Here is a 25,980-nt window from a genome sequence, read left to right on the forward strand (position 1 = left end):
ATAGGGAATCCGCGGAACAATGAATAGACTACTTAAGCGAGAAACGACGCTTCTTACGATGATCCTTGTTACGATCCGAGTAATAGTAGTAATAGTTGCTGCGCTCAAGCGACTTCTTCGAATCGCGTGCACAGTTGAAGATGACACCGCTCGCTGGCAAATCAAGCGTGGCGAGTTCATCGGAGATTTCACGTAAATCACGCTTGAGTGTCTGGTCGCGGCGGCAGACCATGACAAGGGAACCGCCACGTCGTACAAAAATAACAGCGTCATTCGCCACAACCATAGGCGCAGTATCGATGAGCACGTAGTCATACCGTTCTATGGCATTGTTGAGCAGCTCGACCATGATTGGTGAGTTAAGCAGAGTCGATGCATTCGGCGGCTTGGGTCCTGCTGGCATGACATGCAAATTGGGCTTCCAATAGCGCTGCACAACGTCTTTGACAGACGCTTGACCGGAAAGCACGTGGGTCAAGCCAGCGGAGCCATCGATATCAAGCTTGTTGGCAACAGAAGGATGGCGTAAATCAGCGTCAATGAGCAACACTTTGGCACCGTTTTCAGCAAGTGCAGCTGCAATATTGACCGACGTTGTGGTCTTGCCTTCGCTTGCACCAGTCGATGTGACAACGATGAGACGACAATTGGTGTCTTCAACAGGTGCGAGGAACGACAGATTCGTGCGAACACGGCGGAAATCCTCAGCAATCGGACTTCCCGGTTCGTTGACAACCGCAGGTTTTGTATCATCGAGAAGATCAACTTCAGGAATACGTCCAATAATCGGTGCATCAATGTATTCACTGATCTCATCTTCGTCTTGAATTTGCTTGGACAATACGTCTTTAAGTAGTGCAGCGAATACACCAAGAATCAGACCGCCCACAATGCCGATAAGGATATTGAGCTTCCACTTTGGTGCGCTCGGCGTGCTCGGCGAAATTGCCGGCTGGACAATCGACAACTTGACAGACGAATGTGAGCCAGAGGCATAGAGCGTATTCTCAACGACCGAGCTCAGTGATTTCGCCACGGCGTTGGCGATGTCCGCGGCTTGAGCCGGGTCACCATTGGTCACCGAGATGTTGACGAATGCGGTGTTCGTGGGGTTGGTGACGCTGATCTGCCCCTTGAGCTGGCCCACCGTGGTGTGGAGGCCAAGATCGTCAATGACCGGCTGAAGCACCGATTGTGTTGTGGTGAGCGCCGGATACGACTTGATCTGACTCATGATATATGAGCTGCCGCTGTTCTGTTCGGATGAGTTCGCCGTGCCATCTGACGAATCGTTATATGTCGCAAACAATTGGGTTGTTGTCGTATATTCCACTGGCGACATCGCAGTCAGACCAATTGCCGCACCAAGCACAACAAAAAAAGTGATGATAATCGTAATGATGTGCTTGCGCATGATGCCAAAGAGTCCGGATAGCGTCATGCCTTCGCCTTCCGGCTTTGCACTAGCGCCAACCTGGCCAGCGGCTTGCTGCTCCACTATTTTTTCAGCCATCGAAGTGTATTCCCATCTGAGAGGTGAGACCCTGCCGTACCGGGCGCCCTTCACAGCACGGCACGCGGTTGCCGGTCCTGTCTCTTGAATTCAGCCTTTTTAATAGTAGCTTTTACACTCGACTCAATTCGTTACAGCCTTGCCACCTGCACGCCCTGCGTGTCGGTGGCGAGGTGCAGCACCTTCCAGTGGCCGGATTCGAGCTGTTCGTGGGCCACGGCGTCGATCGCGCTATCGGCGTCGCCGTTGTGCAGCACGAGCACGCACGGGCCGGCGCCGGAGACCATCGCGGCGAATCCGTTCGCACGCAGCAGCGTGATCAGACGCGCCGAAGGCTCCATGAGCGGGCCGCGGTACGCCTGGTGCAGCTTGTCTTCGGTGGCTTCCATAAGCAGCTCGTTCGGGTCGCGCGGGCTCGTCAACACAGCCGGGTTCATCGCACCGATCAGCAGCGCGGCGCGCGAGACATTGAACACAGCGTCGGCGAACGGCACAACCGTGGGCAGCGCCTCGCGCGCCTTGCTTGTGGAGAGTTCGAAATCGGGGATGAACACCGAGGCCGTGACATCAGGGCCCACCAAGTAGTTCACCGACCGGAAGAGCGCGGCGGGCGTGGTGCCGTTCGGCTGTGCCACGCCATCACCCGGCTGCGTCCACGAGACCGTCATGCCGCCGTAGACGGCAGGCGCCACATTGTCTGGATGCCCTTCGAGCTGTGCCGCGTACTCGAAGATCTCGTCGCGGTCGAGCTCACCCTCGTGACTGAAGGCGTAGGCCGCGGCAATGCCAGCCACGATCGCCTCGGCGGAAGATCCCATGCCGCGCGCCTGCGGAATGCGGTTGTGCGCCTCGAGGATGAATCCGGTTTTGCTCAGGCCGAAGCGCGAGCATGCACGGCGGAACGTGGAGACGACCAAATGCGACTCGTCGCGCGGCAATGTGTCCGCGCCCTCGCCGTCGATGATCACTTGCGCGGCCATGTTGAGCGGGTCGGAGCTCAGCGTGAACTCCAGCTCGTCGTGGTAATCCAACGCGAGTCCCACGGTGTCGAATCCAGAGCCGAGGTTGGCGCTGGTCGCGGGCACACGCACGTGCACCTTGCGGGTAACCGGATCCATCGGGAATAATCCTGCCTTACTAGTCAGTGTGTGATTGGGTCAATCGCCTGTCAATCGCTTGTCAATCGCTTGTCAATCGGCGGCGCGGTCAGTCGAGCACGCGCAGGATTGACGGCTCGCCGGTCACGCAGTCGAGTTCGCAGACCTCGTCCACGGTGTTGCGCAGCGTCGTCTCGTCGGTCATGTGCGTCACGAGGCGCAGCTGCTGGATCTCGCCGTCGTAGCCCGGGTCCTTGAGCGTGGGCTTGAGGTCCTGGTTCACGCCGTTGATCGAGACGCCGTTCTTCGCGAAGACGGCGGAGATCTTGGCGAGCACGCCGGGGTTGTCGTGGATCAGGAAGCGCACGGCGAACGCGGCCTTCGACGCGCTCAGCGGGGCGATCGGATAGTCGTTGTACATGCGGATCGCCGGGCCGGTACAGCCGGCGGCGATGTGGCGCGCGACGGTCACGATGTCGCCGACGACGGCGGAGGCGGTCGGCGCACCGCCGGCGCCGCGCCCGTAGAACATCAAGTCGTCGGCGTATTCGGCGCGCAGGAACACGGCGTTGAACGAGCCGCGCACCGAGGCGAGCGGGTGCTCCTGCTTGATGAGGGCCGGGTAGACGCGTGCGGAGACGCCATCGTCGGTCTTGTCGACGACAGCGAGCAGCTTGATGACGCGCCCTTCGGCGGTGGCCGCGGCGATGTCGTCCGCGGTGATGCGCGTGATGCCCTCGACGGTCACGTCGTCGATACCGACGTTCGTGTGGAAGCCGAGCGTGGCCATGATCGCGGCCTTGTTGGCGGCGTCGTAGCCTTCGATGTCGCCGGTCGGGTCGGCCTCGGCGTAGCCCTTGGCTTGCGCGTCCTTGAGCGCCACGTCGAAATCGAGGCCCTTCGTGGTCATCTCGTCGAGGATGTAATTCGTGGTGCCGTTGACGATGCCGAGCATGTCCTTGACCTGGTCGCCCACAAGCGATTCGCGCAAGGGGCGCACGATTGGGATCGCGCCGCCCACGGCCGCTTCGAAGTAGATGTCGACGTTGTTGTCTTCGGCCGTCTTGTACAGTTCCGGGCCGTACTTGGCGAGCAGCGCCTTGTTGGCGGTCACAACGGACGCGCCGTTCTTCATCGCCTCAAGCACAAAGGTACGGGCCACGCCCGTGCCGCCGATCAGCTCGACGACGATGTCCGCGTTCTTGACGACGGACATCGTGTCGGAAGTCAGCAGCGACTTCTCGATCCACGGAAAATCGACTTCTTCCGGGTCGAGGCACGCCACGCCGGACAGTTCGACGGGGCGCCCGATGCGCTGCGCGAGCTCGTCTTTCTGCTCCACGAGCAGACGTGCGGTCTGCGAGCCGACGGTCCCTGCCCCCAGCAGGCCCACTCGAATCGGTGCGTTGTTCTCTGCCACTGTCCGTTCCTTTCATGCGGCGGTTGATGCTGCTGCTCATTGTACGGGCAACGCGCGAGGATGCGCGCCGCCCGTCCATAACTGGTTTGCTTGGTGAGGTCACTCACTCACATCGAGGTCGAGCAGATCCTCCACGGTCTGCCGGCGCATCATCAGGTGCGCGCCAGTCGAATCGACGCCGACGACCGCCGGGATGAGCGCTTGGTTGTAATTGCTGGCCATCGTGCGGCCATACGCGCCGGTCACTGGCACGGCGAGCACGTCGCCGCGGCGGATGTCGCTCGGCAGTTGCGCGTTCTTCACCACGATGTCTCCCGACTCACAGTGCATGCCGACGACGCGCGAGAGTCGTGTGTCGCCGTGCGGGTCGCGGTTCGCCACGACCGCCGTGTAATCCGCGCCGTACAGCGCAGGGCGGATGTTGTCGCTCATGCCGCCGTCGACGGAGACATACGTGCGTTCGGTGATCGGCGCACTGGTGGCGTCTGTGGAGTCGCCGCTGAGTTCGACCGTCTTGACGGTGCCGACGCGGTAGAGTGTCACACCGGCCGGCGCCACGATCCAACGGCCCGGTTCGAACGAGATGACGGGCATGGGCATGCCGAGCAGGCGGTTCGTCTGTGCCACAGCCGTGGCCAAGCGGTCGAGTTCCTGCTCGATGTCCATCGAATCCTCGCCGTCGGTGTAGGCCACCGAGTAACCGCCGCCCAAGTCCACTTCGGGCAGCGTGTAGCCGTTGGTGGCGTAGAAGGTCTTGCGCAGCAGCATCATGCGGCGCGCGGCGTGGATGAACGCGTCGGCGTCGTGGATGTTCGAGCCGATGTGCGAGTGGATGCCCACGAGCTCGAGATCGCTGTCGTGTTTCGCGATCTCGCGCAGCACCGCCACGGCCGGCCCGTTCGCCACGAGTTCCATCGCGGCGGCGAGCATCTTGTCGCCTTCGGTCACGCTTGCGGCGTTGAGGTCGTACGGGTAGCGGATGTCGTGGCGCAGCTCCTTGCCGTCCTCCTGCGCGCGCGTCTCGGCGACGATCGCGTTCGCGGCGGCCGGCGAGACGTCTTCGAGCGAGCTGATGCCGTCCACGATCGTCGTGTCTGCGCCCGCCGGCAGCAGCGCGATGCCGAATTTCTGGTCTTCATGCGCGGTCGAGATGAACTCGTGTCCACCGGCGTGGATGCCGGTCGTGACGCGCAGCATGACCCGCGCGCGCTTGCCCAGACGGCGCGCGATCGTGGCGATGCGCGCCGGCTCGTCCGGCTCGTCGATCACGATCTTCGCGAAACCTTCGGTGATCGCGAGCTCGATCTCCGCGTCCGACTTGTTGTTGCCGTGCAGCACCAGGCGCCGCCCCGGCACGCCGGCGGCGAGCGCGATGCGCATCTCCCCCATCGTGCACGTGTCCACGTAGAGCCCCGCTTCGGTGACGATGCGCGCCATCTCCTTGGAGAGGAACGCCTTGCCGGCGTAGCTCACGTGCGTCGTCGTCGTGCTGAACGCGTGCGCGGCGGCCGCGGCGAACCGCCGGGCGCGCGCACGCACTTCGTCGAGGTCGAGCACGTAGAGCGGCGAGCCGAAGTCGTTGAGCAGTTGCTCGGCGGTGATGCCGTGGAATGCGATGGCGCCCTGTGCGTCGCGCGCGGTGGCCTCGGGCCAGATCGGGGTGATGCCCATGGTGTTCCTCTCTCACATCTTGTCTGGCGCGGTCACGCCGAGCAGGTCGAGCCCTGCGGCGATGACGGTCTGCACGGCGTCGTTGAGGCGCAAACGCGCGGCGGAGCGAGCGGGCTCCGGGCATTTGGCAATGCGCGTGGCCTCGCGCGTCGCCTCGTCGGTGCGCTCTTCGGGTTCGGTGAGTGCCACGGGCACGACGCGCTCCACGTTGTACCACTTGTGGTAGGCGGCGGCCAGGTCTTCCAGATAGTGCGCGACACGGTGCGGGGCGCGCATGTCGCCGGCCTGCGCGAGCGCGGCGGGCCATTGCGCGAGCAGCGCGAGCACCTCACCGTCGGCCTCGGTGTCGAGGAGCGACAGGTCGGCGTCTTCGCGCGTGATGTTCGCGGCGGCGGCGTTGCGGTCCACGTTGCAGGAGCGCGCGTGCGCGTACTGCACGTAATAGACCGGGTTGTCGTTGGAGTGCGAGGCGAGCAGGTCGAGGTCGATGTCGACGGGCGAGTTGTAGTCGGTGCGCGCGAGCGAGTAGCGTGAGGCGTCGACGCCGATCGCGTCGATGAGGTCGTCGATGGTGACGACGTTGCCGGCGCGCTTGCTCATGCGCACGGCCTTGCCGTTTTTCATGACGTTGACGAGCTGTCCGATGAGGATCTGCATGTTCTCGCCGGGCTTGTCGCCGAACGCGGCGCACATGGCCATCATGCGGCCGATGTAGCCGTGGTGGTCGGCGCCGAGCATGTAGATCGCCACGTCCGCTGGGTGGTCCTTGCGGTGGCGCTTGTTGCGGTAGTAGGCGATGTCGGCGGCGAAGTACGCGTAGTTGCCGTCGGATTTGATGATGACGCGGTCTTTGTCGTCGCCGTGTTTCGTCGATGCGAACCATGTGGCGCCGTCCTGTTCGTAGATGTCGCCGCGTGCGCGCAGGTCGTCGATCGCCTTCTCGACCTCGCCGTCTTCGTACAGGCTGTTCTCGTGGAACCAGACGTCGAACTTGACGCGGAATTCCTGCATCGAATGGCGGATTTCGTCGAACATCATCGGCACGGCGCGCTTGCGGAACTCTTCGCGCTGCGTGGAGTCGCCTTCGCCGAGCGGCTCGCCCTTCTCGTCGGTGCCGCCGTCGACGCGCGGCAGATCGAGGATGTCGATGCCATCGGCGTCCGCTTCGGCGATTACTCGGCGCGCGATCTCGTCGATGTAGGCGCCCTTGTAGCCGTCGACCGGCGTCGGCTCGCCGTGGGCGGCCGCGACGAGCGACTTGGCGAAGCGGTTGATCTGCTCGCCGTGGTCGTTGAAGTAGTATTCGCGCACGACTTCGGCGCCGTTCGCTTCGAGCACGCGGGCCATCGAGTCGCCCACGGCCGCCCAGCGCGTGCCGCCGATGTGGATCGGGCCGGTTGGGTTGGCGGAGACGAATTCAAGATTGAGCGTTTTGCCGCTCAGGTGCTCGTTCTTGCCGAAGGCCGCGCCGTCGGCGAGCACCTGATCCACCACAGCGGCGGCGGACGCGGAGTCAAGGGTGATGTTGATGAAGCCGGGGCCTGCGACTTCCACGCACGCGATGCCATCGGCGTCGTTCATCAGCGTCTGGAACGCCTCGGCGAGCTCACGCGGCTTCATGCCGGCCTTCTTGGCGAGCTGCATGGCGGCGTTTGACGCCCAGTCGCCGTGCGCGCGGTCCTTGGGGCGCATCACAGCGAACTTGGCTGGTTCGGGGATTTGGTCGGCGGTCAGATTGCCGGCTTTGCCACTCGCAACAAGCTCTTGGGCAACGCCGTATATCAGGTCACTTAATGCTTCTGGACTCATGCAGACAAGTCTAGCGGGAGAGCAGACAGAAACCGGCGGCCGTCCGCAGTCGCGGACGGCCGCCGGTGGCGCGCGATCACTCCGATTCGGGGCTCACGGCGATCACGTCGATTTCGACGAGCGCGCCCTTGGGGATCATGTTGTTGCCGAATGCCACGCGCGCGGGCTTGACCGTGGCGGTGAACGCCTTGGCATACACGGCGTCCACGTCGGCGAAATCCTCCACATTGCGCAGATAGATTGTGGCACGGCACACGTGTTCGAAGCCACAGCCGGCGGCGTCGAGGATGTGCTTGATGTTCTTGAGCGCGCGGTCGGCCTGTTCGGCGGCGGTCACACCGTCGAGCTCGCCGGTGGCCGGGTCGATGCCGAGCTGGCCCGAGACGAACACGAAGCCGTTCGCCTTCACGGCCTGGCTGTATGCGCCGAGCGCGGCCGGCGCCTCCGTCGTGGCGATCGCCTGGAGATTTTCGTACATAGCGGTTCCTTTCGTAAGGCTCATGCAGTCGGCATTGTACGGTCCGCATTGTTGCGCGCAAGTGGCATCGGCCACGTTGTGGGCATCCCTTCACCACAGGCAGCGCCCCATTGCAGCAGGTGGTGTGTTGATCCAAGATGGTGGGCTCGATGGGATTCGAACCCACGACCTTTCGCTCCGGAGGCGAACGCTCTATCCACTGAGCTACGAGCCCGCACCACTGCCCTACTTTACACGAACGGCGGACGTGTGCGGCGCACCGTGTTCACTCCGCGCACGGCTGGCAGTGCTTTTCGCCGTGGACATTACACTGGGACTATGGCAATGGATATGGGCGGATTGGGCGATATTGGCGGCACGAGCGACTTTCAGTTCGCGCGCCGGTTCTTCTGCCGCGAACTGCCGGACGAATTCGACGACGGCGACGCCCCTACACTGATTGTGCAAAGCTATTTCGTGCACGAAGACGACTACGCGCTGCGCATACGGCTGCAGACGCGCGCGGTGCGCGTGCCGATGAGCGCGGGGCTCGACCCGAAGGCGGTGCTCGAACGGTACCGCGACGATTTCCGCGAGGCCACGCTCACCGTCAAAGGCCCCTCGCGCGGCGGCACGCGGTACGAGGCGCAACGCAGCATCGATTCGCGCGTGGCCGCGGAGATCATGCTGCGCGGCGGCGACCTCATCATCAAGAACCGCACAAGTGTGTGGATCGGCGCAGATGGATGGAACATCGACGTGTTCGGCGGCGCGAACGCCCCGCTCGTCATCGCCGAAGCGGAGCGCAGCACGCCGGTCACGAATCTGATCATCCCGCGCTTCTGCATCACCGAGATCACCGACCAGTCGCGCTTCAGCAACGACAGTCTCTCGTGGAGGCCGTTCAGTCAGTGGAGCAGCGGGTTCGAGCGTGAATTGCGCGAGACGGGCCCGCAGTTCCAGCAGGTCTTCGGCACCAACACCCTCGAATAGTCGCGCTCAGTACATGAGGGTGGCGAGGCGGCGGCGCGCGGCGGCCAAGCGCTCGTCGGACGACTCGGGGATCAGGAAGTACTCGAGCAGGCGCTGGCGCACCGGCTCCAGGTCGGCGCGGTGCGTGCCGGCGAAGTCGAGCAGACGGCTGAACGCGTCCTGAATCTGGCCACCGATCATGTCCACGTCGGCGACCGCGAGCTGGGCCTGCACATCGTCGGGATTCGCCGCGGCGGCCTCACGCACTTCGCGCACGTCCGCGTTGGCGGAACGCGCGAGCAGCAGTGCCTTGGCACGCTCACGCTGGGCGAGCGTATCGGACGGGTCCGCCTCGAGCACCTGCTCGTATGCGGCGGCGGCGCCGGCATAGTCGCCGGACTGCGCCAAGCGGTGCGCTTCGGCGTGCGCGGCCGGCACTTGCGGTTCGGTCTGCTGCGCGGAGGCATCGCCGTCGGAAGGCTCGATGTACGGCGCCGTGCCGGTCACGCCAGCCTGCGCAGCCACCTGCACGAGCTGCGGTAGCACCTGCGAGGTGATCTGCGTGAGCTCCTCGTTGGAAGGCACGCCCTGCAGGATCGGCATGGGGCGGCCGCCGATCAGCGCGAACAGCGCCGGTGCGCCTTGCACGCCGAAGGCTTGGGCGATCGCCGGATCCTTGGCCACGTCGACGCGCGCGAGCTGCAGCTGGCCGTTCATCGAGTTGATGGCGTCGCCGAGCGCCTGCGCCATGGGGAACAGGCGGTCGTCGGTCGGCACCCACATGAGCATCACAATCGGGAAGGTGGCGGACGATTGCACCACCGATTCGAAGTTGGTTTCGGAGACGTCGATCACATAGCCGCCGGCGGCCGGCGCTCCCCCGGCCTGCCCAGGCTCCGCCTTGACCTGATGCTGGAGCGCCGTCAGATCGACCGCGCCCGCGAGCGAGATGCCCGGCTTGAATTCCTTGTCTGCCATATTGCCTCTTTTCTGCGCGGCGAAGCGTTCGCCGCCTGATTGCACATGTGCCTCAAGTCTACTGGCCGGCCAGCTCAGCCGGCGTGGCTCAGACGGCCTCCACCTTGACCGGCTGGCGTTCGGCGCCCACCGTGGTGATCTGCGCGCCCGATTTGGCCGGCGGAATGTACATGGCGATCACGTTCACGTACGTCACCTTCATCGTGCTCGTGGCCTTGCCGTCGCCGAACAGCGCGCGCTCCGAATCCGAGGCTGGCAGAGACTCACGCCCTTCGCCCGCGGTGCGCGTCCACACCGAGTTGATCTGCGCCACGACCAGATCGCCGCCTTCGGAGGAGCGCATGATCTGCATCTGGCCGTCCACCGGCGTGAACGTCTGCTCCTGCGACCCCTTGTTGCGTTCCATGCCCTGCTGCACGGTCTGCGAAAGGTTCTGCAGATCCTGCCGGAAGTAATCGTCGGCGAAATCGCCCGCATATTGGCTCTTCGTGCCGTTCTGCAGCACGTCCGCGTACCGCTGCACGGCCTGTTCGGGGGTCATCACCAGGTTCTCGTCGGTGGGGTGCCCCATCTGCGAGCCGATGTTCGGCACGGTGAACTTGGGCATTTCCACGCCTTGGAACAAGCGGGCCACACCCCACAGTTTGTAGTTTTCGCGCGCGTCGCCCTGCGTAAAGACGAGCAGGCGCTTCGACTGCTGGTCTTCGGTGGTCGTGGTGATCGAGAACACACTGCGCGGCCAGCCGTTGTCGGTAGGGATCACGGTCTGCGTGATGTCGGTGGGGATTGTGGTCTTGGGGTCGAGCTTGCCGGTTTTCTGCGCCACCTGCAGTTCACTTGTGCGGATCTCCAATTCGGGGCCCGACATCGCCTGTCCGAGGTTCGCGGGGTTCTTCTGCTCGTTGCAATCCTCGATTGTCTTGAGCAGCGCCTCGCGCATCTCCTGCTCCTGGTCTTCGGTCAGGTCGGGGTTCGCGCTTGCCGATTCGGTCGGCGCACTGACGGTGGGAATCTGCCCTTCGCATGCCGCCAGCGAGACGGTCATGCCCAATGCGATCACCGCGGCCGCGACAGCCAGTGGACTACGTTTCATCACTCGTTCTCCTTGCCCTCGGATTGGTCCGCACTGGGCTGGTCCTCGACCACGGCCGTCTCGGTTTCGACCACCTCGGCTCCAGCGGGTTCTGCGGTGTTTTCCGCTGTGTCTTCTGCCGCCGGTTCGGCGCCCACTTCCTGCGCGAGGCGCGCGAAATACGCCTGCAGTTCGTCGGCCGAAATGACCGACGTCGTCTCGCCTTCGGCGTCGTGCTCCGCCGTCTCGCCGCCGGCGTTGCGGTTCGCGTGTTCGGCCACGATGTTGCGTGCGCCGGGGTCGACCACGGTGGGCGCGCCCTGCTGCCCGGACTCGTCTTCGGCGGCGCCGGCATGGCGGCCGTGGCGGGCCGAGCCCTTCGCCCCCGCCTTCTTCGGGCGCGGCTTGAGCGCCGCGAACGTGCCGGCGAGCGCCGCGCCGATCGTCGGCTCATCGGCGGACTTCGCCGCCTTGGGCTTGGCTTGCGCAGACTCCGTCTGCTTCTTGCGACGGGTGTGCGGCTCCATCGCGAAGACGGATGCGGAGAGCACCGCGAGCACCGCGCACAGGCCACCGCCGAAATACCACGGCAGTGCGAAGTCGGGCACGCGTTGGCGCACCCAGTGCATGCTGAGGTCCGCGCTCGGGGTCTTGGTGCCGAAGTCGATGAGCATGACCTGCGCCGGCTGTGCGCTGTTCAAGTGCATGGATGCGGATGTGCCGCCACATTCGACCTGCGACCACATGTCCGAATCCGCGAACGCGACCTGGTTCTGCGACGCTGAGGCGGTGCCCTTGGCTTGCTCTTCGCTCGTGGAGAGGGCCTGCCATGTGCTCAGGCCGGTCACGCGCACGTATGGTTCGCCGGCGAGCCACCCGGACACGTCTTTCGCCGACCCGACAGCCATGCACACCTGTGGTTCGGTTTGGGCCTGTTGGTCTTGCGAAGTTTGCTGATTTTGTGAATCTTCTGACGCGTCTGCGCCGGTTTCGGTGCCGTTCGACGACGCGGTTCCGCCGTTGTCCGCGCTGACGGTGACGACCGCGTCGACGAGGTCGAGCACGCCCGGGTCGATGACGACGTATTGCGTGCTATGCGCCTGCGCGGTGGCGGTGATGTTGCGGCTGGGCTTCCAAACCGTTGCATTCAGTACGCCGAACACGATGCATGCCACGGCGAGCAATCCGAAGATGGGGGTGACGACGCCACGCATGATCCATGCGCGCCGTGTCGGCTTGGTGTGTTTGCGCGGCTGTTCCTGCGCCTCTTGGTCTGTCATCACGTGTCCCATTCTACAAAGTCGGCCCGGTGCCGGTCCGCGGTATGGCGGTGCACGCAAATCATGCCGGGACGATACTGTTATGGTTATGCATTCAACTTCTTCTTCCATAGTAACTGTTCTCATGCGCACCGCCGCGGCCGTATGCACCGCCGCGATGTGTATTTCGCTCGCGGCGTGTGGCGGCGATGACGTGAAGACCTCCGCCGGTCCGCAGAAACTGCCGCAGCTCACGGGCGTGACCGCCAAGGGCACGCCGGGAAAGAAGCCGGAAATCTCGTTCAAGACTCCGCTCTCGGTGGAAAACAATGCGACCGCCGTGTTGCAGGAGGGCGATGGCGAGGCGCTCAAGAATGGCGACCGCCTGTGTCTGCAGCTCACGCAGTACAGCCTCAAGACCGGCGAAGAGGTCGCCACCACGTGGGACACCAATGTGCCGGATTGCTCGCTCGTGTTCAATGAGTCCGACGAGCCGGGCAGCGCTGAAAGCGCCACGCTGGCGCAGATCGCGAACTCCACGCTCAAGGGCAAGAAGATCAACACCACGTTCGGCGTCGGCATCAACGACGGCAGCGGCGACAACCAGAACTACCTGCTCGTGGCCACCCCGGTCTCGCAGTCGAAGGACCTCGAGAAGGCCGAGGGCAAGAAGGTCAAGGATGTGCCGGCCGACCTGCCGAAAGTCACCACGGCCACCAACGGCAAGCCGTCGATCGACATGAACGGCTACAAGGGCAGCGACAAGCTCGTGGCGCAGACGCTCATCGAGGGCAATGGCCCGGAGATCACCGACGACACCTACGCCGCTGTGGTCAAGTACACCGGCTGGCTGCTTGACGGCAAGCAGTTCGATTCGTCGTGGGACCGCAACGACACCTTTACCGCCACGCTCAACGGCGGTGTGATCCAAGGCTGGATCGAAGGCCTGCGCGGCAAGAAGGTCGGCTCCCAGGTGCTGCTCGTCGTGCCGCCGGACCTTGGCTATGGCGACAAGGAGCAGGGTGAGATTCCCGCGAACTCGACGCTCGTCTTCGTCGTCGACATCCTCGCGAAGTACTGATCTGCACCAATCCCCTCCCCTCACGACTCCCTGCGTCTGTCAGAACAGACGCAGGGAGTCGTCTTCTACGCCACGCATCTCGTCGTAATCCAGCAGCAGGCATTCAAAACCGCGGTCCGTGGCGAGTGTGCGCGCCTGGGGGGTGATCGTCTGGGCGGCGAAGATACCGCGCACAGGCGCGAGCAGCGGGTCCCTGTTGAGCAGTTCGCAATAGCGCGTGAGCTGCTCGACGCCGTCGATGCCACCGTGGCGTTTGATCTCGATCGCCACATGCACGCCGTTGGCGTCGACCGCCATGATGTCGACCGGTCCAATCGCCGTCGGGTATTCGCGGCGCACGAGCGTGGCGCCTTCGCCGATGCGCTCGATCTGCTCGGCGAGATAGCGCTGCAGGTGGTCCTCCACGCCGTCTTTGATCAGGCCCGGGTCCTCCCCCAGGTCGTATGTCTCGTCGGAGTAGATGTGCTGCAGCGTCACTTCCAGGATGTCGGTGGATTTGGCGGCGGCCGCGCGGATCACCTTCTGCGGCACCTCGGTGGCGGGGTCGTCGTCGGCGTAGTCGGGCGTGATGTCGGTGATCGTGCACGGCGATGCCATCCAGTTGAGCGGCTTGTACGAGCCGAGTTCCGAGAAGATGAGCAGACTGTTGTCCGCCTTGATGAGCAGCACGCGGCGTGCCATGGGGAGTGTGGCTTGCAGTCGGCCGGTGTATTCGGCGCTGCAGTCGGCAACAATGATTCGCATGAGGCACCACCATAGTGGAAGAGCCGCACATGCAAAAGGCGGCCGTTGGATTCCATGTGGAATCCAACGGCCGCCTCGCATCATGCGTGCCGCGGTGTGCGCGTCACTGGATGCCGGTTTCGTCAATCGGAATGTTCTGCATCGACCGCCCCTGCTCCACGACCACGGTCAACTTGTTCGAATCGAACGAGATGAACCCGTCGGTCACTTCGAACGAATGCTTCCTGCCGTCCGGTTCGGTGACGACGAGCGGGCCTTCCTGAATGACCGAAAGCACCGGTTCGTGGCCGGGCAGAATACCGAGCCCGCCCGCATAGGCGGGCACGAGCACCGCCTTCGCCGTGCCGCTCCAGATGGGATGCTCAGCGGAGACGATGTTCACGTCCATCGTTGTGCCGGCCATGATCAGTCACCGTATTCCTTCTGCATCTTGTGCCACTTCTTCTCGAGGTCGTCGATGCCGCCGATGCCGGAGAACGCCTGCTCGGGCACGTTGTCGTACACGCCGTCGCAGATGCGCGTGAACGCCTCGATCGTCTCTTCCGCGGGCACGTACGAGCCGGGCACGCCGGTGAACTTCTCGGCCACGTAGAAGTTCTGGCCGAGGAACTGCTCGATCTTGCGGGCGCGGTTGACGATCGTCTTGTCTTCCTCGCCGAGCTCGTCGATGCCGATGAGGGCGATGATGTCCTGCAGTTCCTTGTTGCGTTGCAGGATCGCCTTCACGCGATTCGCGCAGTCGTAGTGCGCCTGTCCCACATAGCGCGGGTCGAGGATGCGCGAGGTGGAGGCCAGCGGGTCGACGGCCGGGTAGATGCCCTTCGACGCGATGTCACGCGAAAGCTCGGTCGTCGCGTCCAAGTGGGCGAAGGTCGTGGCCGGGGCCGGGTCGGTGTAGTCGTCGGCGGGCACGTAGATAGCCTGCAGCGAGGTGATCGAGTGGCCGCGCGTCGAAGTGATGCGCTCCTGGAGCGAACCCATCTCGTCGGCGAGGTTCGGCTGGTAGCCCACGGCGGAAGGCATGCGGCCCAGCAATGTGGAGACCTCGGAACCGGCCTGCGTGAAGCGGAAGATGTTGTCGATGAACAACAGCACGTCCTGGTTCTCGACGTCACGGAAGTACTCGGCCATCGTCAGTGCGGTCAGCGGCACGCGCAGACGGGTGCCCGGCTGCTCATCCATCTGGCCGAAGACCAGTGCGGTCTTCTCGAGCACACCCGCCTCGTCCATTTCGCCAATGAGGTCGTTGCCCTCACGCGTGCGTTCGCCGACGCCCGCGAACACCGAGACGCCGCCGTGGTTCTGGGCCACGCGCTGGATCATCTCCTGGATCAGCACCGTCTTGCCCACGCCTGCGCCACCGAACAGACCAATCTTGCCGCCCTGCACGTACGGGGTGAGCAGATCGATGACCTTGATGCCCGTTTCGAACATCTGGGTCTTCGACTCAAGCTGGTCGAACGCCGGCGGATTGCGGTGGATGGGCCAACGCTCCTTGATCACGATCTTCTCGTCGGGCTTCTTGTTGAGGATGTGGCCGGCCACGTCGAACACATGGCCCTTGGTCACATCGCCGACCGGCACTTCGATCGGGCCGCCGGTGTCGTGCACCGCGGCGCCACGGACCAGGCCGTCGGTCGACTTGAGCGCCACGCAGCGGGCAGTCGAATCGCCCATGTGCTGCTCGACCTCCAGCATGATGGTGACGTGGCTCTGCTCGCCTTCCTCCTGCTGGCCCATCTGGTTGATCTCCACGGTCAACGCATTGTAGATATCCGGCATGTGACCGACAGGGAACTCCACGTCGATGACCGATCCCTGGATACGCGTCACGTGACCGACGATGGGCTCGACAGCCTCGTCGGAAGTCGCTGTAGTCTGATTCTCAGCCATTTCGCGTTCCTACTCTTCCTTTTTGTTCAACGCATCGGCGCTGCCGATGATTTCGGTAAGTTCCTGAGTGATCGACGCCTGACGCGAAGCGTTGAGCTTGCGGGTCAGGTCGTTGATCAGATCACGTGCGTTCTCTGTTGCGGTATGCATGGCATTCTGCCGGCAGGCCACTTCGGAAGCCGCGGCTTCCAGCAGGCATTCGTGAATGCGCGAACGCACGTACCTCGGCAGCACCGCATCGAGCACCTCATCAAGGCTCGGCTCAAACGAGTACAGCGGCATCACGTTCTGTGTGCTCTGCGTATCGGGGCCACTGGTGGCCGTTTCCTCCGGCTTGATGATCTCCACGGGCAGCATGCGCAACACGCGCACTTTCTGCACAACCATGTTGATGAACTCGGTGTACACGATGTAGAGCTCACTGACACCGCCCTTTTCGGCGGATTTCATGTACGCCTCCAGCAGGGCGCGTGAGATTGCGTCTGCGACTTCGACGCCAGGCTTCTCGGTATCGCCTTCCCACGTCTGCGCCATGGGGCGGTTGCGGTACTTGTAGTACGACACACCACGACGCCCATAGACGAACAGTTCCGGCTCCTTGCCTGCCCCCTCCAGTCGGTTGAGCAGATCTTCGGTCTCGCGAATGATCGACGAAGTGTACGCGCCGGCCATACCGCGGTCCGCCGTCAGGGCGAGCACGGCAACGCGAGGGTTGTCGCCCTCCTTCCTGACGATCGGATGCGCGATATGGGAGTGAGATACCAGTGTCTGGACGGCATCGAAAATCGCATCAGTGTAGGGCTTCGCGTTGAGCGCGACCTCACGGGCCTGCGCGATGTGCGAAGCCGCGATCATCTCCTGGGCGTTGAAGATCTTCTCCAATGAACCCGTGGAGGCGATTCTGCTCTTTAATGCGAGTTGCGATGCCATAGGTTACTTCTTTTCTGCGCTCTTGGCCGCCTGTGCCTTGCGGCCCTGGGCCTTGATCTGCTCTTGGTCGACCGGCGTGGCGCTCTTCGGCACCGGCTTCTTGTCGACGAGCGGCTTGCCGGCCTTGGTGACGTACGTCTCACGGAAGGCGTCCACGGCCTTGTCGAGGGCCGCTTCGGTCTCCTTGGTGAAATCGCCGGTGTCGCGAATGGTCTTGAGGATGTCGGTGTTGCTGCTCACGTATTCGAGCAGGCCACGTTCGAACGGCAGCACGTCGGCGATCTCCAGGTCGTCGAGCTTGCCGTTGGTGCCGGCCCACACCGAAACGACCTCCTGCTCCATCGAGTACGGCGAGAACTGCGGCTGCTTGAGCAGCTCGGTCAGACGCGCGCCTCGGTTGAGCTGGGCCTTCGACGCCGCATCCAGATCGGACGCGAACATGGCGAAGGATTCGAGCGAGCGGTACCGCGCCAGCGAGATCTTCAGCGTGCCGGAGACCTTCTTCAGCGCCTTCGTCTGTGCGGCGCCGCCGACTCGGGAGACCGAGATGCCGACGTCCACTGCGGGGCGCTGGCCGGCGTTGAACAGGTCGGACTGCAGGAAGATCTGGCCGTCGGTGATCGAGATCACGTTGGTCGGAATGTACGCGGAGACGTCGTTCGCCTTCGTCTCGACAATCGGCAGGCCGGTCATCGAACCGCCGCCCAGATCGTCGGAGACACGCGCGCAGCGTTCCAGCAGGCGCGAATGCAGGTAGAAGACGTCGCCCGGGTACGCTTCACGCCCCGGCGGGCGGCGCAACAGCAGCGAGATCGAACGGTACGCTTCGGCCTGCTTGGACAGGTCGTCGAACACGATGAGCACGTCTTTGCCGTGGTACATCCAGTGCTGGCCGATGGCCGAACCGGTGTACGGGGCGATGTACTTGAAGCCCGCGGAATCGGACGCCGGGGAGGCCACGATCGTGGTGTATTCCATGGCGCCGGCCTCTTCGAGGCTCTGCTTGACCGAGGCGATGGTGGAGCCCTTCTGGCCGATGGCCACATAGATGCAGCGCACCTGCTTCTTCGGGTCGCCGGACTCCCAGTTCGTCTTCTGGTTGATGATCGTGTCGATCGCGATGGCGGTCTTGCCGGTCTGGCGGTCGCCGATGATGAGCTGTCGCTGGCCGCGGCCGATCGGCGTCATGGCGTCGATGGCCTTGAGGCCCGTGGACATAGGCTCATCCACAGGGTGGCGGTGCATCACATCGGGTGCCTGCGCCTCAAGGATGCGGCGTCCTTCGCTCTTGATCTCGCCCAAGCCGTCGATGGGCTTGCCCAGTGGGTCAACCACGCGGCCCAGGAAGCCGTCGCCGACCGGCACCGAGAGCACCTCGCCAGTGCGGCGGACTTCCTGCCCTTCTTCGATGCCGACGAAATCGCCGAGGATAACCACGCCGATCTCTCGGGCGTCCAGATTGAACGCCAGGCCAAGGGTGCCGTCCTCGAAGGTCAGCAGCTCGTTGGCCATGCAACCAGGCAGCCCCGTCACATGCGCAATGCCGTCACCGGCGGTGGCGACGTGGCCCACTTCCTGGGTCGGCGTGTCGGATGGCTTGTACGAATCGACGAAGTCATCGAGCGCCTTGCGTATCGTGGCGGGATCAATGGTCAATTCTGCCATGATCACTCCTTAGTGTTGTGTATACATTCGCTTGCGGTCCGCGCGTGGCGCAGGCCTGCATGACGCGCTGCGGCGTCAGTCGTTGGTTCCGGCTTTCGCCTTGCGCTTCAGATTCTGCAATTGCGCGATCACCGTGTTGTCGGTGACCTCGTCGCCCACCTGGATGCGCATGCCGCCCATGACCGTCTCGTCGACGACAGAGTGGATGTGCACGGGGCGCCCGACCTTCTTCGTGTAGATCTGCGCGAGACGGTCGGCCTGCGTGTCGGTCAGCGGCGCCGCGGTGGTCACCGTGACCATCGATTCGCCCATATGGCGGGAGAATTTGTTGATGAGCCACTGGATCGTCTCGAGATAGCGGCGGTTGCGCGGATTGCGTGTGCTGTGCGTGGCGAGCCTGACCGTGATCTTGTTGAAGTCCTCGTTGCCGATGAGCGCGTGCAGTAGGTCGTACCGGGCCTGAATCGGACTGTCCGCGTTGGACAGGTCCGCGCGGACGACCGGCAGGTTGAGCAGCGCTGACTGCAGTTCGGCAAGCTCGATGGACACGCGCAATGTGGCGCCGTCCTTGTCTGCCTGGTACATCATCGCATCCACCGCGAAGTCCTCCGTGGCGTTGTCGATGTCATACGCACGGCTCCAGCTGCGCGAGACGAGATCGGTCATGATCTCCATCGTCATCGGCTGCACTTTGCCGCCGATGAGCTCGTTGAGCAGCTTCACCTTGTCTGCCACAGGCCGGCCGGGATCGGTCAGAGCGCGCTGCAGACGCGGATTGTGGTCGAGCGTGCAGGTAATGCCGAACAGTTCGTCGCCGATCTGCCAGGCGTCGTCACCGGATGCGCGCAGTTTCGCGGCAAACGAATCACGCGATTCGCGATCGGCCACTCGTGATGCCTCTCCTCGCATCTGGTCACCTCCCTTCCTTGCGGATTGGCGCTACTTGTCCTCGCCCTGCTCCATGTCGGAGATCATCTGGTCGATCATGTCCGACTGCACGGCGCTGTCTTTGAGTTCGGAACCAAGAATCTTCTCAGCGAGCGAAGTCGCCAACGTGCCGACTTCACCCTTGAGGCTCACCATGGCCTTCTGCTGCTGCGATTCCAGCGAACGCTGGGCGTTCGCCGTGATCTGCGCGGCCTCGGTCTCGGCGCGCGAACGCGCGTCGGCGATGATGTGTGACGCCTCGGCGCGCGCATCGTCACGGATCTTGGAAGCCTCCACGCGGGCGGTGCTCAGCTGGGCCTGGTACTTCTTCTTCGCTTCGTCCGCGTCTTTCTGGGCTTGCTCCGCCTTGGCGATGCCACCCTCGATCTTCGCGGCACGTTCATCGAATATGGACTGGAACTTCGGCAGGAAGAACTTGTAGAAGAACGCGGCCACGATCAACAGGATGATCAGCGACCACACGATGTCATAGACCTTGGGGATGAACAAATCAACGCCTTCGGCGGCCATGGTCACCATGATGCCCTCCTCCTTTCATGTCCTGGTTGGAATTGCTTCGTGTCTCAGATCCGTTCGATCACTGGAAGATGAACGCGGCGACGAAGCCGAGCAGCGCCAGAACCTCGACGAATGCGAGACCGAGGAACATCAGCGTCTGCAGACGGCCGCCGAGTTCAGGCTGGCGAGCCGTGCTTTCGATCGTCTTGCCGATCAGGATGCCCAGACCGATGCCAGGACCAATGGCTGCGAGACCATAGCCGACGACGTTCAGGTTGCCCGCAACCTCAGCGAGGGTAACGATATCCATGGTTGTTTCCTTTCTGGTTATTGCCGTGTGGCAACACATTTGTTATTGGCCGGCGGTCAGTCGATCTCCGGATAGCTCATGTTGATGTACGCGGTGGTCAGGATCGCGAAGATATACGCCTGCAGGCACGCCACAAGCACCTCGAACAGGTACATGAACAGGCCCGCCGCGAATGTAACGACGCCGAACGGCATCATGGCCTTGTTCACCACGTCGATCAGGAAGTACTGCGTGGCCGAAAGGCACAGCGCAAGAATCAAATGGCCCGAAACCATGTTGGCGAACAGTCGGATCGTCAGCGAGAACGGGCGGATCACCAGCAGCTCGAGCAGCTGGATCGGGCTCAACAGGATGTAGATCGGCCACGGCACGCCCTTCGGGAAGAGCTCGTCGCGCAGGAAGTGCCCGAGGCCCTTTTCGCGAATGCCGGCGATCCAATACTGCACGAAGCACCACATGGCGAACACGAGCGGCAACGTGATCGTCGCGCTCGCCGCGATGTTCATGCCGGGGATCTCGCCGCACAGGTTGAAGACGAGCAGCGTGAGGAACACGGTCGTGATCATCGGCACATACCGCTTGCCGCGCACCTCACCCATCACTTGGTACACGATGTCGTTCTTCACAAAATCGATGACCCACTCCACGGCGCTCTGCCAGCGGCCGGGGATCAGCTTCGCGCGCGCCGCGGTGATGCCCAGCACCAACAACATGATGATTGTGGCGAGGATGCGCACGAAGATGATGCGGTTGATGGCGAACGGTGTGCCCTCGAACAGAATCTCCGGGGGAAGGAAGTCTTCAATGCTTGGCATTTCCATCGATGCCTCTGCAAGCGTGGCTGCGCCCGCGGCGAATACATCAACCATTCATGCCTCCTGAATCCGAATGTTCTGCTGTTAGTCTAATCCAAGTTGTTCCGTGAATGTGACGGCAAGATTTCCATGCAAGGCGCAGCCGCGTCTCGCGGCGCGCCGGCCGGGCGCGTCGTTCATCTTCTCGTCTTCACAGTTCCTTCAGAACTCGTCGCAACGTGATTATTGGCTCGCCAGTGGACATCTGGCGCAACGCGGAGCGTATCGCCGCTCTTAGCGAACGATGAGCCCGTAACCATCGTCGAGGAACGGCCGGAAGCCGTCTTCGCGTGGCGGGCACGGCGCATGGCGCACCACATGGTCGGTGCCGAGCTTGCCCTGCGCGCGCAGGCCCGGCACTTCAGTCAGATCGTACGGTGTCATCTGGTACACCCAGTTGAGCCAGTTGCGCCACAGCAGATTCGCGTGCGCGCGCCACGAGAACAGCGGTGCGGTCGACGGGTCGTCGTGCGGAAAGTAATTGCGCGGAAACGGCACATTTGTCAGGCCGCGCTTCATATCGCGCTCGTATTCTTCTGCAAGCGTATATTTGCCGTACTCCCAATGGCCGAGGGCGAACACCTCGCTGAAATCGCGCGTCGAGATCAGGCCGGGGCCGGATTCCGGGCCCCACGTCAGCACCTGCAGTTCAGGGCGCGCCGCGAGATCGCGCTCGTCGACGCCGGCGACGCGCGAATGCGGCTGCAGCGCAATCTCGTCGAACCCATTGGTGAGGAAGCAGTATTCGTCTTGGAGGAACTGCGGGAACACGCCGAACAGTTTCTCGTCGAGGTCGACCTTGCGCACGCCGTAGCGGTGGTGCAGCGCTCCCATCGCTCCCCAGCACAGGTACATCGTGGAGAAGACGTGGCTCGCGGCCCAGTCGAGGATGCGCCGGAACTCGTCCCAGTAATCCACCTGTTCGAACGATAGGTGCTCCACGGGCGCGCCGGTCACGATCAGGCCGTCATAATAATTGTCCGCGAACGACTCAAGCGGTTCATAGAACTTCACGAGATGATCGGCGCTCACGTGCGTCGATTCGTGCGTGCTCGTCTTCATGAAGTCGATCTCCACCTGCAGCGGGGACTTCGAGATCAGGCGCAGCAGCTGCGTCTCGGTCTCGATCTTCTTGGGCATGAGGTTGAGGATCACCATCTTGAGCGGGCGCACGCGCTGACGCTCAGCCTCGGGCTTTTCGAGCGCGAAGATGCGCTCGGAGTCGAGGATCGCGCGCGCGGGCAGACCACCGGGAATCTTGATAGGCATGCTCTTCATTATCGGCGCGCGCCTGACGAGCGCCCGGCGAGTGTTCACTGCGCGGACCGAATGGTGGAATATGGCGCGACACGCCGAGTATTGACATAGCCGCGCATCTGAGTATGTTTAATAGAGCTGTTCAAAACAGCCGGCGCGGGGTGGAGCAGCTCGGTAGCTCGCTGGGCTCATAACCCAGAGGTCCATGGTTCAAATCCATGCCCCGCTACTAGCACAGACCGGGAATCGAAAGATTTCCGGTCTTTTGTTTTCTGTGGCTAGCCGTGCGCACAATCCGGCGTGTGCATACCGCATTGTTGGCGTCCAGCTGCATAGTTCCGTCCAGTAGCTTAAATCGCTTGGGACCTCGGATTGACCTGCGTACATTGAAGCTAATTGGCTATATATCTATATTAAGGAGTCCATATGGCTGACGCTACTAATACCACCCCTCTTGCGGGCATCAAGGTCATTGACTGGACGCAGGTGCAGTCCGGTCCTTCGTGCACCCAGATGCTGGCTTGGATGGGTGCAGAGGTCATCAAGCTCGAAAAGGTCAAGGGCGGCGACCCAACCCGCAACGAGATGAACGACGTTGACGGCTCCTATTCGCTGTACTTCCTGCAGCTCAACGCCAACAAGAAGTCCATCACGCTCGACATGAAGGATCCCGAAGGCAAGAAGATCCTGACCGACCTGCTCAAAGACGCCGACGTCTTTGTCGAGAACATCGGCCCTGGCGACGTGGAGAAGCTCGGCTTCGGCTGGGACGAAGTGCACAAGATCAACCCGAGGCTGATCATGGCCTCGCTGAAGGGCTTCAATCAGGGCAGCCGCTTCGAGCACGTCAAGGCCTTCGAGCCTGTCGCGCAGTGCGCAGGCGGCGCGGCCTCGACGACCGGCTGGTGGGACGGCGACAAGAACGTCCCGACCCAGTCCGGCGCGGCGCTCGGCGATTCGAACACTGGCATGCACCTGCTCATCGGCATTCTGACCGCACTGCTGCAGCGTGAGCGCACGGGCGAAGGCGTCTTCGTCTACCAGTCCATGCAGAACGCGGTGCTCAACCTGTGCCGCATCAAGCTGCGTGACCAGCTCATCCTCGACCATCTGCACCAGCTGTCGTACTACGACTGCTACCCGGGTTACAAGTTCGGCAAGGCGATTCCACGCGCGGCCAACGCCGAAGGCGGTCTGGTGCTGGGCTGGTGCTACCGCGCGAAGGGCTGGGAGACCGACCCGAACGCGTACGTGTACATCGTGATCCAGCAGTCGCAGAAGGGCTTCGAGAACTTCTGCAACGCAATGGGGTTCCAGGACTGGCTCACCGACCCGAAGTTCAGCACGCCGAACGCACGCGACGAGCACAAGCAGGAGGTGTACAAGCGCGTTGAGCAGTACACCATGCAGTACGACAAGTACACGCTGACCAAGGAACTCGGTGCGAAGGGCGTCCCGGTGGGCCCGGTGCTCGATTGGAACGAGCTCGAGAACGACCCGGACCTCAACGAGGACGGCACGCTCATCACGATCGACCAGGGCGATGCCCGCGGCAAGTTCAAGACGATCGGCATGCCGTTCACGCTGAGCAACTACACGCCTGACTATCAGCGCGCACCGAAGCTCGGCGAGAACAACGAAGAGATCCTGACCGCCCTTGGCTACACCGAGGACCAGATCAAGGAACTCGCACAAAAGGGCGTCATCGGCGGCAACGACGGCGTCAAGGCGGACCTTGTGGCCGCCCCGACGACCGACTGACGTCAGCCTGACTGACTCTATATATGAATGGTGCCTGTGCATCCGCGGTGATGCACAGGCACCATTCATATATACGGCCATAAGAATTAGTGCGTGCCACGACAATGCCGCCGTTCGCTCGGGATGGCTGTACGTGTCTAAGGTCAGTCATGGTTTGTCGCCGGCATTGCTCTGCACAGCTGTAGGTGTCTAAGGTCAGCCATAAGAGTCCATCGCAGTGGCTTGAGATGGACTCTTATGGCTGAGCCTAGACACCGAGTGCCATCAATCGTGGGTAATATGGCTGTTGGTGGCTGGGCATCGACACCCACGTCCATGGCGGTGACGTCAACGGCGAATTCAGCGCATACGCATCATTCTCTTTGCTACGGGTAGTGTTCTTTCTGCTACGGGCAGTGCCTCCTTAGGCAACAACCATGTACAAGCGTTGAAAAAACCAAGGTTTTAGTGATGCGCAAATTGGCAGAACACTACCCGTAGCAATAAAAGCACTACCCGTAGCAAAGAGGCTGCCCGTAGCAAAAGGGCTCCCCGCCAATGTGGCGGGGAGCCCCAAGATGATGGATGCCGTTTAGCACACTATCAGTGGACGCACAGCGGCACGAGCCAGATCCACAGCAGGCAGGTGACGGCGAACACGACGGTCGAGACCGCGGTGGTGGAGGCACCTTCCTTGACGTAGATGTTGTAACGGCTCGAGATGATGATGCCCGAGAACGCCGGAGGAAGGGCGACGGCCATGACAAGCATCGAGAGCTTGTTGACGTCGTGGCCCATGCCGCACAGCAGACCGACGCCAAGGAACGCGGCAGGGGTCAGGATCAGGCGGTAGAAGGTATTCCAGATCGTCTCCCAGCCGAGCGAGAACTTGACGGTCGAAAGCGCCAGACCAGCGGCGAGCACGGCCACGCCGGAGTTCGCCTTGGCGATGAGGTCGAAGGTGGGGGCCACCTGGTCAGGCACACGCACGCCGATGAGCACGAGCACGATGGCGAGCAGCGGGGCCCAGCAGACCGGCTGCTTCAGCGCGTTGACGAGCGCGGCGAGGTTGCTGTTCTTCTTCTTGCCCATGTTGGAGGACTTGGAGACCATGACCTCGGCGTTCTTGTCCTTCGACGCGTCCTTGGACGGATCGACGGCCACGTCGGCCTTCGGCGCCTTGACGGTGACTTCGCCCTTGGCGGTCGTGGTGGCGGCAGCGGACAGCTTGGCGCGGTCCTTGGCCTGGCCGAGGTTGATGAGATACATGCCGATCGGGATGGTCACGGCGTTCACCACGATCGAGATGATCGCGATGACGAGGTTGGTGCTCACGGTATCGCCATAGATAGGATCAAGCACTGCGAAGCCGAGGAAGCCGATCGTCGGGGAGCCGGCGATCAACGCGCACACGGCCGCTTCCTGGATGCTGTGCTTGAACATGAGGCGGCACAGGTAGTAGCTGAGCATGAACATGACGATGATGCCGACGAATCCGAGGATCGTCAGCGTGGTGTCCTGGGCGAGCTCTTCACGGGTCGCCTTGACGATGGAGATGAACAATGCGGCCGGCAGTGCGATGTTGAGCACGACCTTGTTGAGGCCCTGTCGCTGATCGTCGTCGAAATAGCTGAGCTTGCCGCAGACATATCCCAACGCCATGATGACGATGATCGGGATGATATCGTTTACCAAAATCTGTACCATGATAAAAACTTTCTTCTCTTCGGTGGCGGATGCCCGGGGCAACGGACCGCCACGGCCGTGACATCAGTACGGCCGTGGCGTGCCCCGTTGCCCCATATCAGGCAT

23 protein-coding genes and 2 tRNA genes are annotated in these 25,980 nt (G+C 62.7%); 4 read left to right on the forward strand and 21 right to left on the reverse strand.

Annotation, left to right across the window (positions count from 1 at the left end):
• Positions 1–28: 28 nt before the first annotated feature.
• The 7 genes from BPSG_RS00675 to BPSG_RS00705 form a co-directional block, all read right to left on the reverse strand.
• A complete protein-coding gene (locus tag BPSG_RS00675; RefSeq protein WP_051592064.1) occupies positions 29–1,513 on the reverse strand; it encodes a tyrosine-protein kinase domain-containing protein in 1,485 nt (494 codons plus the stop codon).
• 131 nt (positions 1,514–1,644) lie between these two features.
• Complete coding sequence (thrB, locus tag BPSG_RS00680; protein WP_026643827.1) at positions 1,645–2,631, reverse strand: homoserine kinase; 987 nt, start codon at positions 2,629–2,631, stop codon at positions 1,645–1,647.
• Between the two features lie 88 nt (positions 2,632–2,719).
• Entirely contained in the window at positions 2,720–4,030 is a 1,311-nt protein-coding gene (locus BPSG_RS00685; RefSeq protein ID WP_026643828.1) for a homoserine dehydrogenase, read from the reverse strand.
• A gap of 99 nt (positions 4,031–4,129) precedes the next feature.
• On the reverse strand, positions 4,130–5,701 hold the full coding sequence (locus BPSG_RS00690; protein WP_026643829.1) for a diaminopimelate decarboxylase family protein: 1,572 nt from the start codon (positions 5,699–5,701) through the stop codon (positions 4,130–4,132).
• A gap of 12 nt (positions 5,702–5,713) precedes the next feature.
• Positions 5,714–7,510, reverse strand: a complete 1,797-nt coding sequence (gene argS / locus BPSG_RS00695) for an arginine--tRNA ligase (protein WP_026643830.1) — start codon at positions 7,508–7,510, stop codon at positions 5,714–5,716.
• Between the two features lie 76 nt (positions 7,511–7,586).
• On the reverse strand, positions 7,587–7,988 hold the full coding sequence (locus BPSG_RS00700) for a Rid family detoxifying hydrolase (RefSeq protein WP_026643831.1): 402 nt from the start codon (positions 7,986–7,988) through the stop codon (positions 7,587–7,589).
• A gap of 138 nt (positions 7,989–8,126) precedes the next feature.
• Positions 8,127–8,202 (reverse strand) — tRNA-Arg (locus BPSG_RS00705).
• 104 nt (positions 8,203–8,306) lie between these two features.
• On the opposite strand from BPSG_RS00705, the gene BPSG_RS00710 reads away from it, so the two are divergent.
• A complete protein-coding gene (locus tag BPSG_RS00710; protein ID WP_051592065.1) occupies positions 8,307–8,960 on the forward strand; it encodes a CYTH domain-containing protein in 654 nt (217 codons plus the stop codon).
• 6 nt (positions 8,961–8,966) lie between these two features.
• Here the strand turns inward: BPSG_RS00710 and BPSG_RS00715 are convergent, their stop codons facing one another.
• The 3 genes from BPSG_RS00715 to BPSG_RS00725 form a co-directional block, all read right to left on the reverse strand.
• Positions 8,967–9,917, reverse strand: a complete 951-nt coding sequence (locus BPSG_RS00715; RefSeq protein ID WP_026643833.1) for a tetratricopeptide repeat protein — start codon at positions 9,915–9,917, stop codon at positions 8,967–8,969.
• Positions 9,918–10,005: 88 nt separating this feature from the next.
• Positions 10,006–11,010, reverse strand: a complete 1,005-nt coding sequence (locus BPSG_RS00720; protein ID WP_026643834.1) for a hypothetical protein — start codon at positions 11,008–11,010, stop codon at positions 10,006–10,008.
• Positions 11,010–12,269, reverse strand: a complete 1,260-nt coding sequence (locus BPSG_RS00725) for a hypothetical protein (protein ID WP_033502287.1) — start codon at positions 12,267–12,269, stop codon at positions 11,010–11,012. The genes BPSG_RS00720 and BPSG_RS00725 overlap by 1 nt, the downstream gene beginning before the upstream one ends.
• Before the next feature lie 124 nt (positions 12,270–12,393).
• Here BPSG_RS00725 and BPSG_RS00730 point away from each other — a divergent pair, with 124 nt between their 5' ends.
• A complete protein-coding gene (locus BPSG_RS00730) occupies positions 12,394–13,329 on the forward strand; it encodes an FKBP-type peptidyl-prolyl cis-trans isomerase (protein WP_026643835.1) in 936 nt (311 codons plus the stop codon).
• Between the two features lie 39 nt (positions 13,330–13,368).
• Here the strand turns inward: BPSG_RS00730 and nucS are convergent, their stop codons facing one another.
• The 10 genes from nucS to BPSG_RS00780 form a co-directional block, all read right to left on the reverse strand.
• The gene (gene nucS / locus BPSG_RS00735; RefSeq protein WP_026643836.1) at positions 13,369–14,073 is read right to left on the reverse strand and encodes an endonuclease NucS; all 705 of its coding nucleotides are present in this window, start codon (positions 14,071–14,073) and stop codon (positions 13,369–13,371) included.
• Positions 14,074–14,176: 103 nt separating this feature from the next.
• Positions 14,177–14,476, reverse strand: coding sequence for a F0F1 ATP synthase subunit epsilon (locus BPSG_RS00740; protein WP_026643837.1), 300 nt, complete (start codon positions 14,474–14,476; stop codon positions 14,177–14,179).
• Positions 14,477–14,478: 2 nt separating this feature from the next.
• Entirely contained in the window at positions 14,479–15,966 is a 1,488-nt protein-coding gene (gene atpD, locus BPSG_RS00745) for a F0F1 ATP synthase subunit beta (protein WP_026643838.1), read from the reverse strand.
• A gap of 9 nt (positions 15,967–15,975) precedes the next feature.
• The gene (locus tag BPSG_RS00750) at positions 15,976–16,896 is read right to left on the reverse strand and encodes a F0F1 ATP synthase subunit gamma (RefSeq protein ID WP_026643839.1); all 921 of its coding nucleotides are present in this window, start codon (positions 16,894–16,896) and stop codon (positions 15,976–15,978) included.
• 3 nt (positions 16,897–16,899) lie between these two features.
• Positions 16,900–18,561, reverse strand: coding sequence for a F0F1 ATP synthase subunit alpha (atpA, locus tag BPSG_RS00755; RefSeq protein ID WP_026643840.1), 1,662 nt, complete (start codon positions 18,559–18,561; stop codon positions 16,900–16,902).
• Between the two features lie 75 nt (positions 18,562–18,636).
• Positions 18,637–19,470: a F0F1 ATP synthase subunit delta gene (locus tag BPSG_RS00760; protein ID WP_026643841.1), complete on the reverse strand. Its 834-nt coding sequence runs from the start codon at positions 19,468–19,470 to the stop codon at positions 18,637–18,639.
• 30 nt (positions 19,471–19,500) lie between these two features.
• Positions 19,501–20,025, reverse strand: a complete 525-nt coding sequence (locus BPSG_RS00765) for a F0F1 ATP synthase subunit B (protein WP_026643842.1) — start codon at positions 20,023–20,025, stop codon at positions 19,501–19,503.
• A gap of 61 nt (positions 20,026–20,086) precedes the next feature.
• On the reverse strand, positions 20,087–20,317 hold the full coding sequence (gene atpE / locus BPSG_RS00770) for an ATP synthase F0 subunit C (protein ID WP_004219171.1): 231 nt from the start codon (positions 20,315–20,317) through the stop codon (positions 20,087–20,089).
• A 56-nt stretch (positions 20,318–20,373) separates the two neighbouring features.
• Positions 20,374–21,186, reverse strand: a complete 813-nt coding sequence (gene atpB, locus BPSG_RS00775) for a F0F1 ATP synthase subunit A (protein WP_026643843.1) — start codon at positions 21,184–21,186, stop codon at positions 20,374–20,376.
• A 219-nt stretch (positions 21,187–21,405) separates the two neighbouring features.
• A complete protein-coding gene (locus tag BPSG_RS00780) occupies positions 21,406–22,440 on the reverse strand; it encodes a homoserine O-succinyltransferase (RefSeq protein WP_026643844.1) in 1,035 nt (344 codons plus the stop codon).
• Positions 22,441–22,583: 143 nt separating this feature from the next.
• Here BPSG_RS00780 and BPSG_RS00785 point away from each other — a divergent pair.
• Positions 22,584–22,657, forward strand: a tRNA-Met gene (locus BPSG_RS00785).
• 197 nt (positions 22,658–22,854) lie between these two features.
• Complete coding sequence (frc, locus tag BPSG_RS00790; protein ID WP_026643845.1) at positions 22,855–24,189, forward strand: formyl-CoA transferase; 1,335 nt, start codon at positions 22,855–22,857, stop codon at positions 24,187–24,189.
• Between the two features lie 582 nt (positions 24,190–24,771).
• Here the strand turns inward: frc and BPSG_RS00795 are convergent.
• Positions 24,772–25,875 (reverse strand): AEC family transporter, encoded by a 1,104-nt coding sequence (locus BPSG_RS00795; protein WP_026643846.1) that lies wholly within the window; start codon positions 25,873–25,875, stop codon positions 24,772–24,774.
• Positions 25,876–25,980 lie beyond the last annotated feature (105 nt).

It is taken from the genome of Bifidobacterium pseudolongum subsp. globosum (assembly GCF_000741295.1).
In the GTDB taxonomy this organism is placed as follows: domain Bacteria; phylum Actinomycetota; class Actinomycetes; order Actinomycetales; family Bifidobacteriaceae; genus Bifidobacterium; species Bifidobacterium globosum.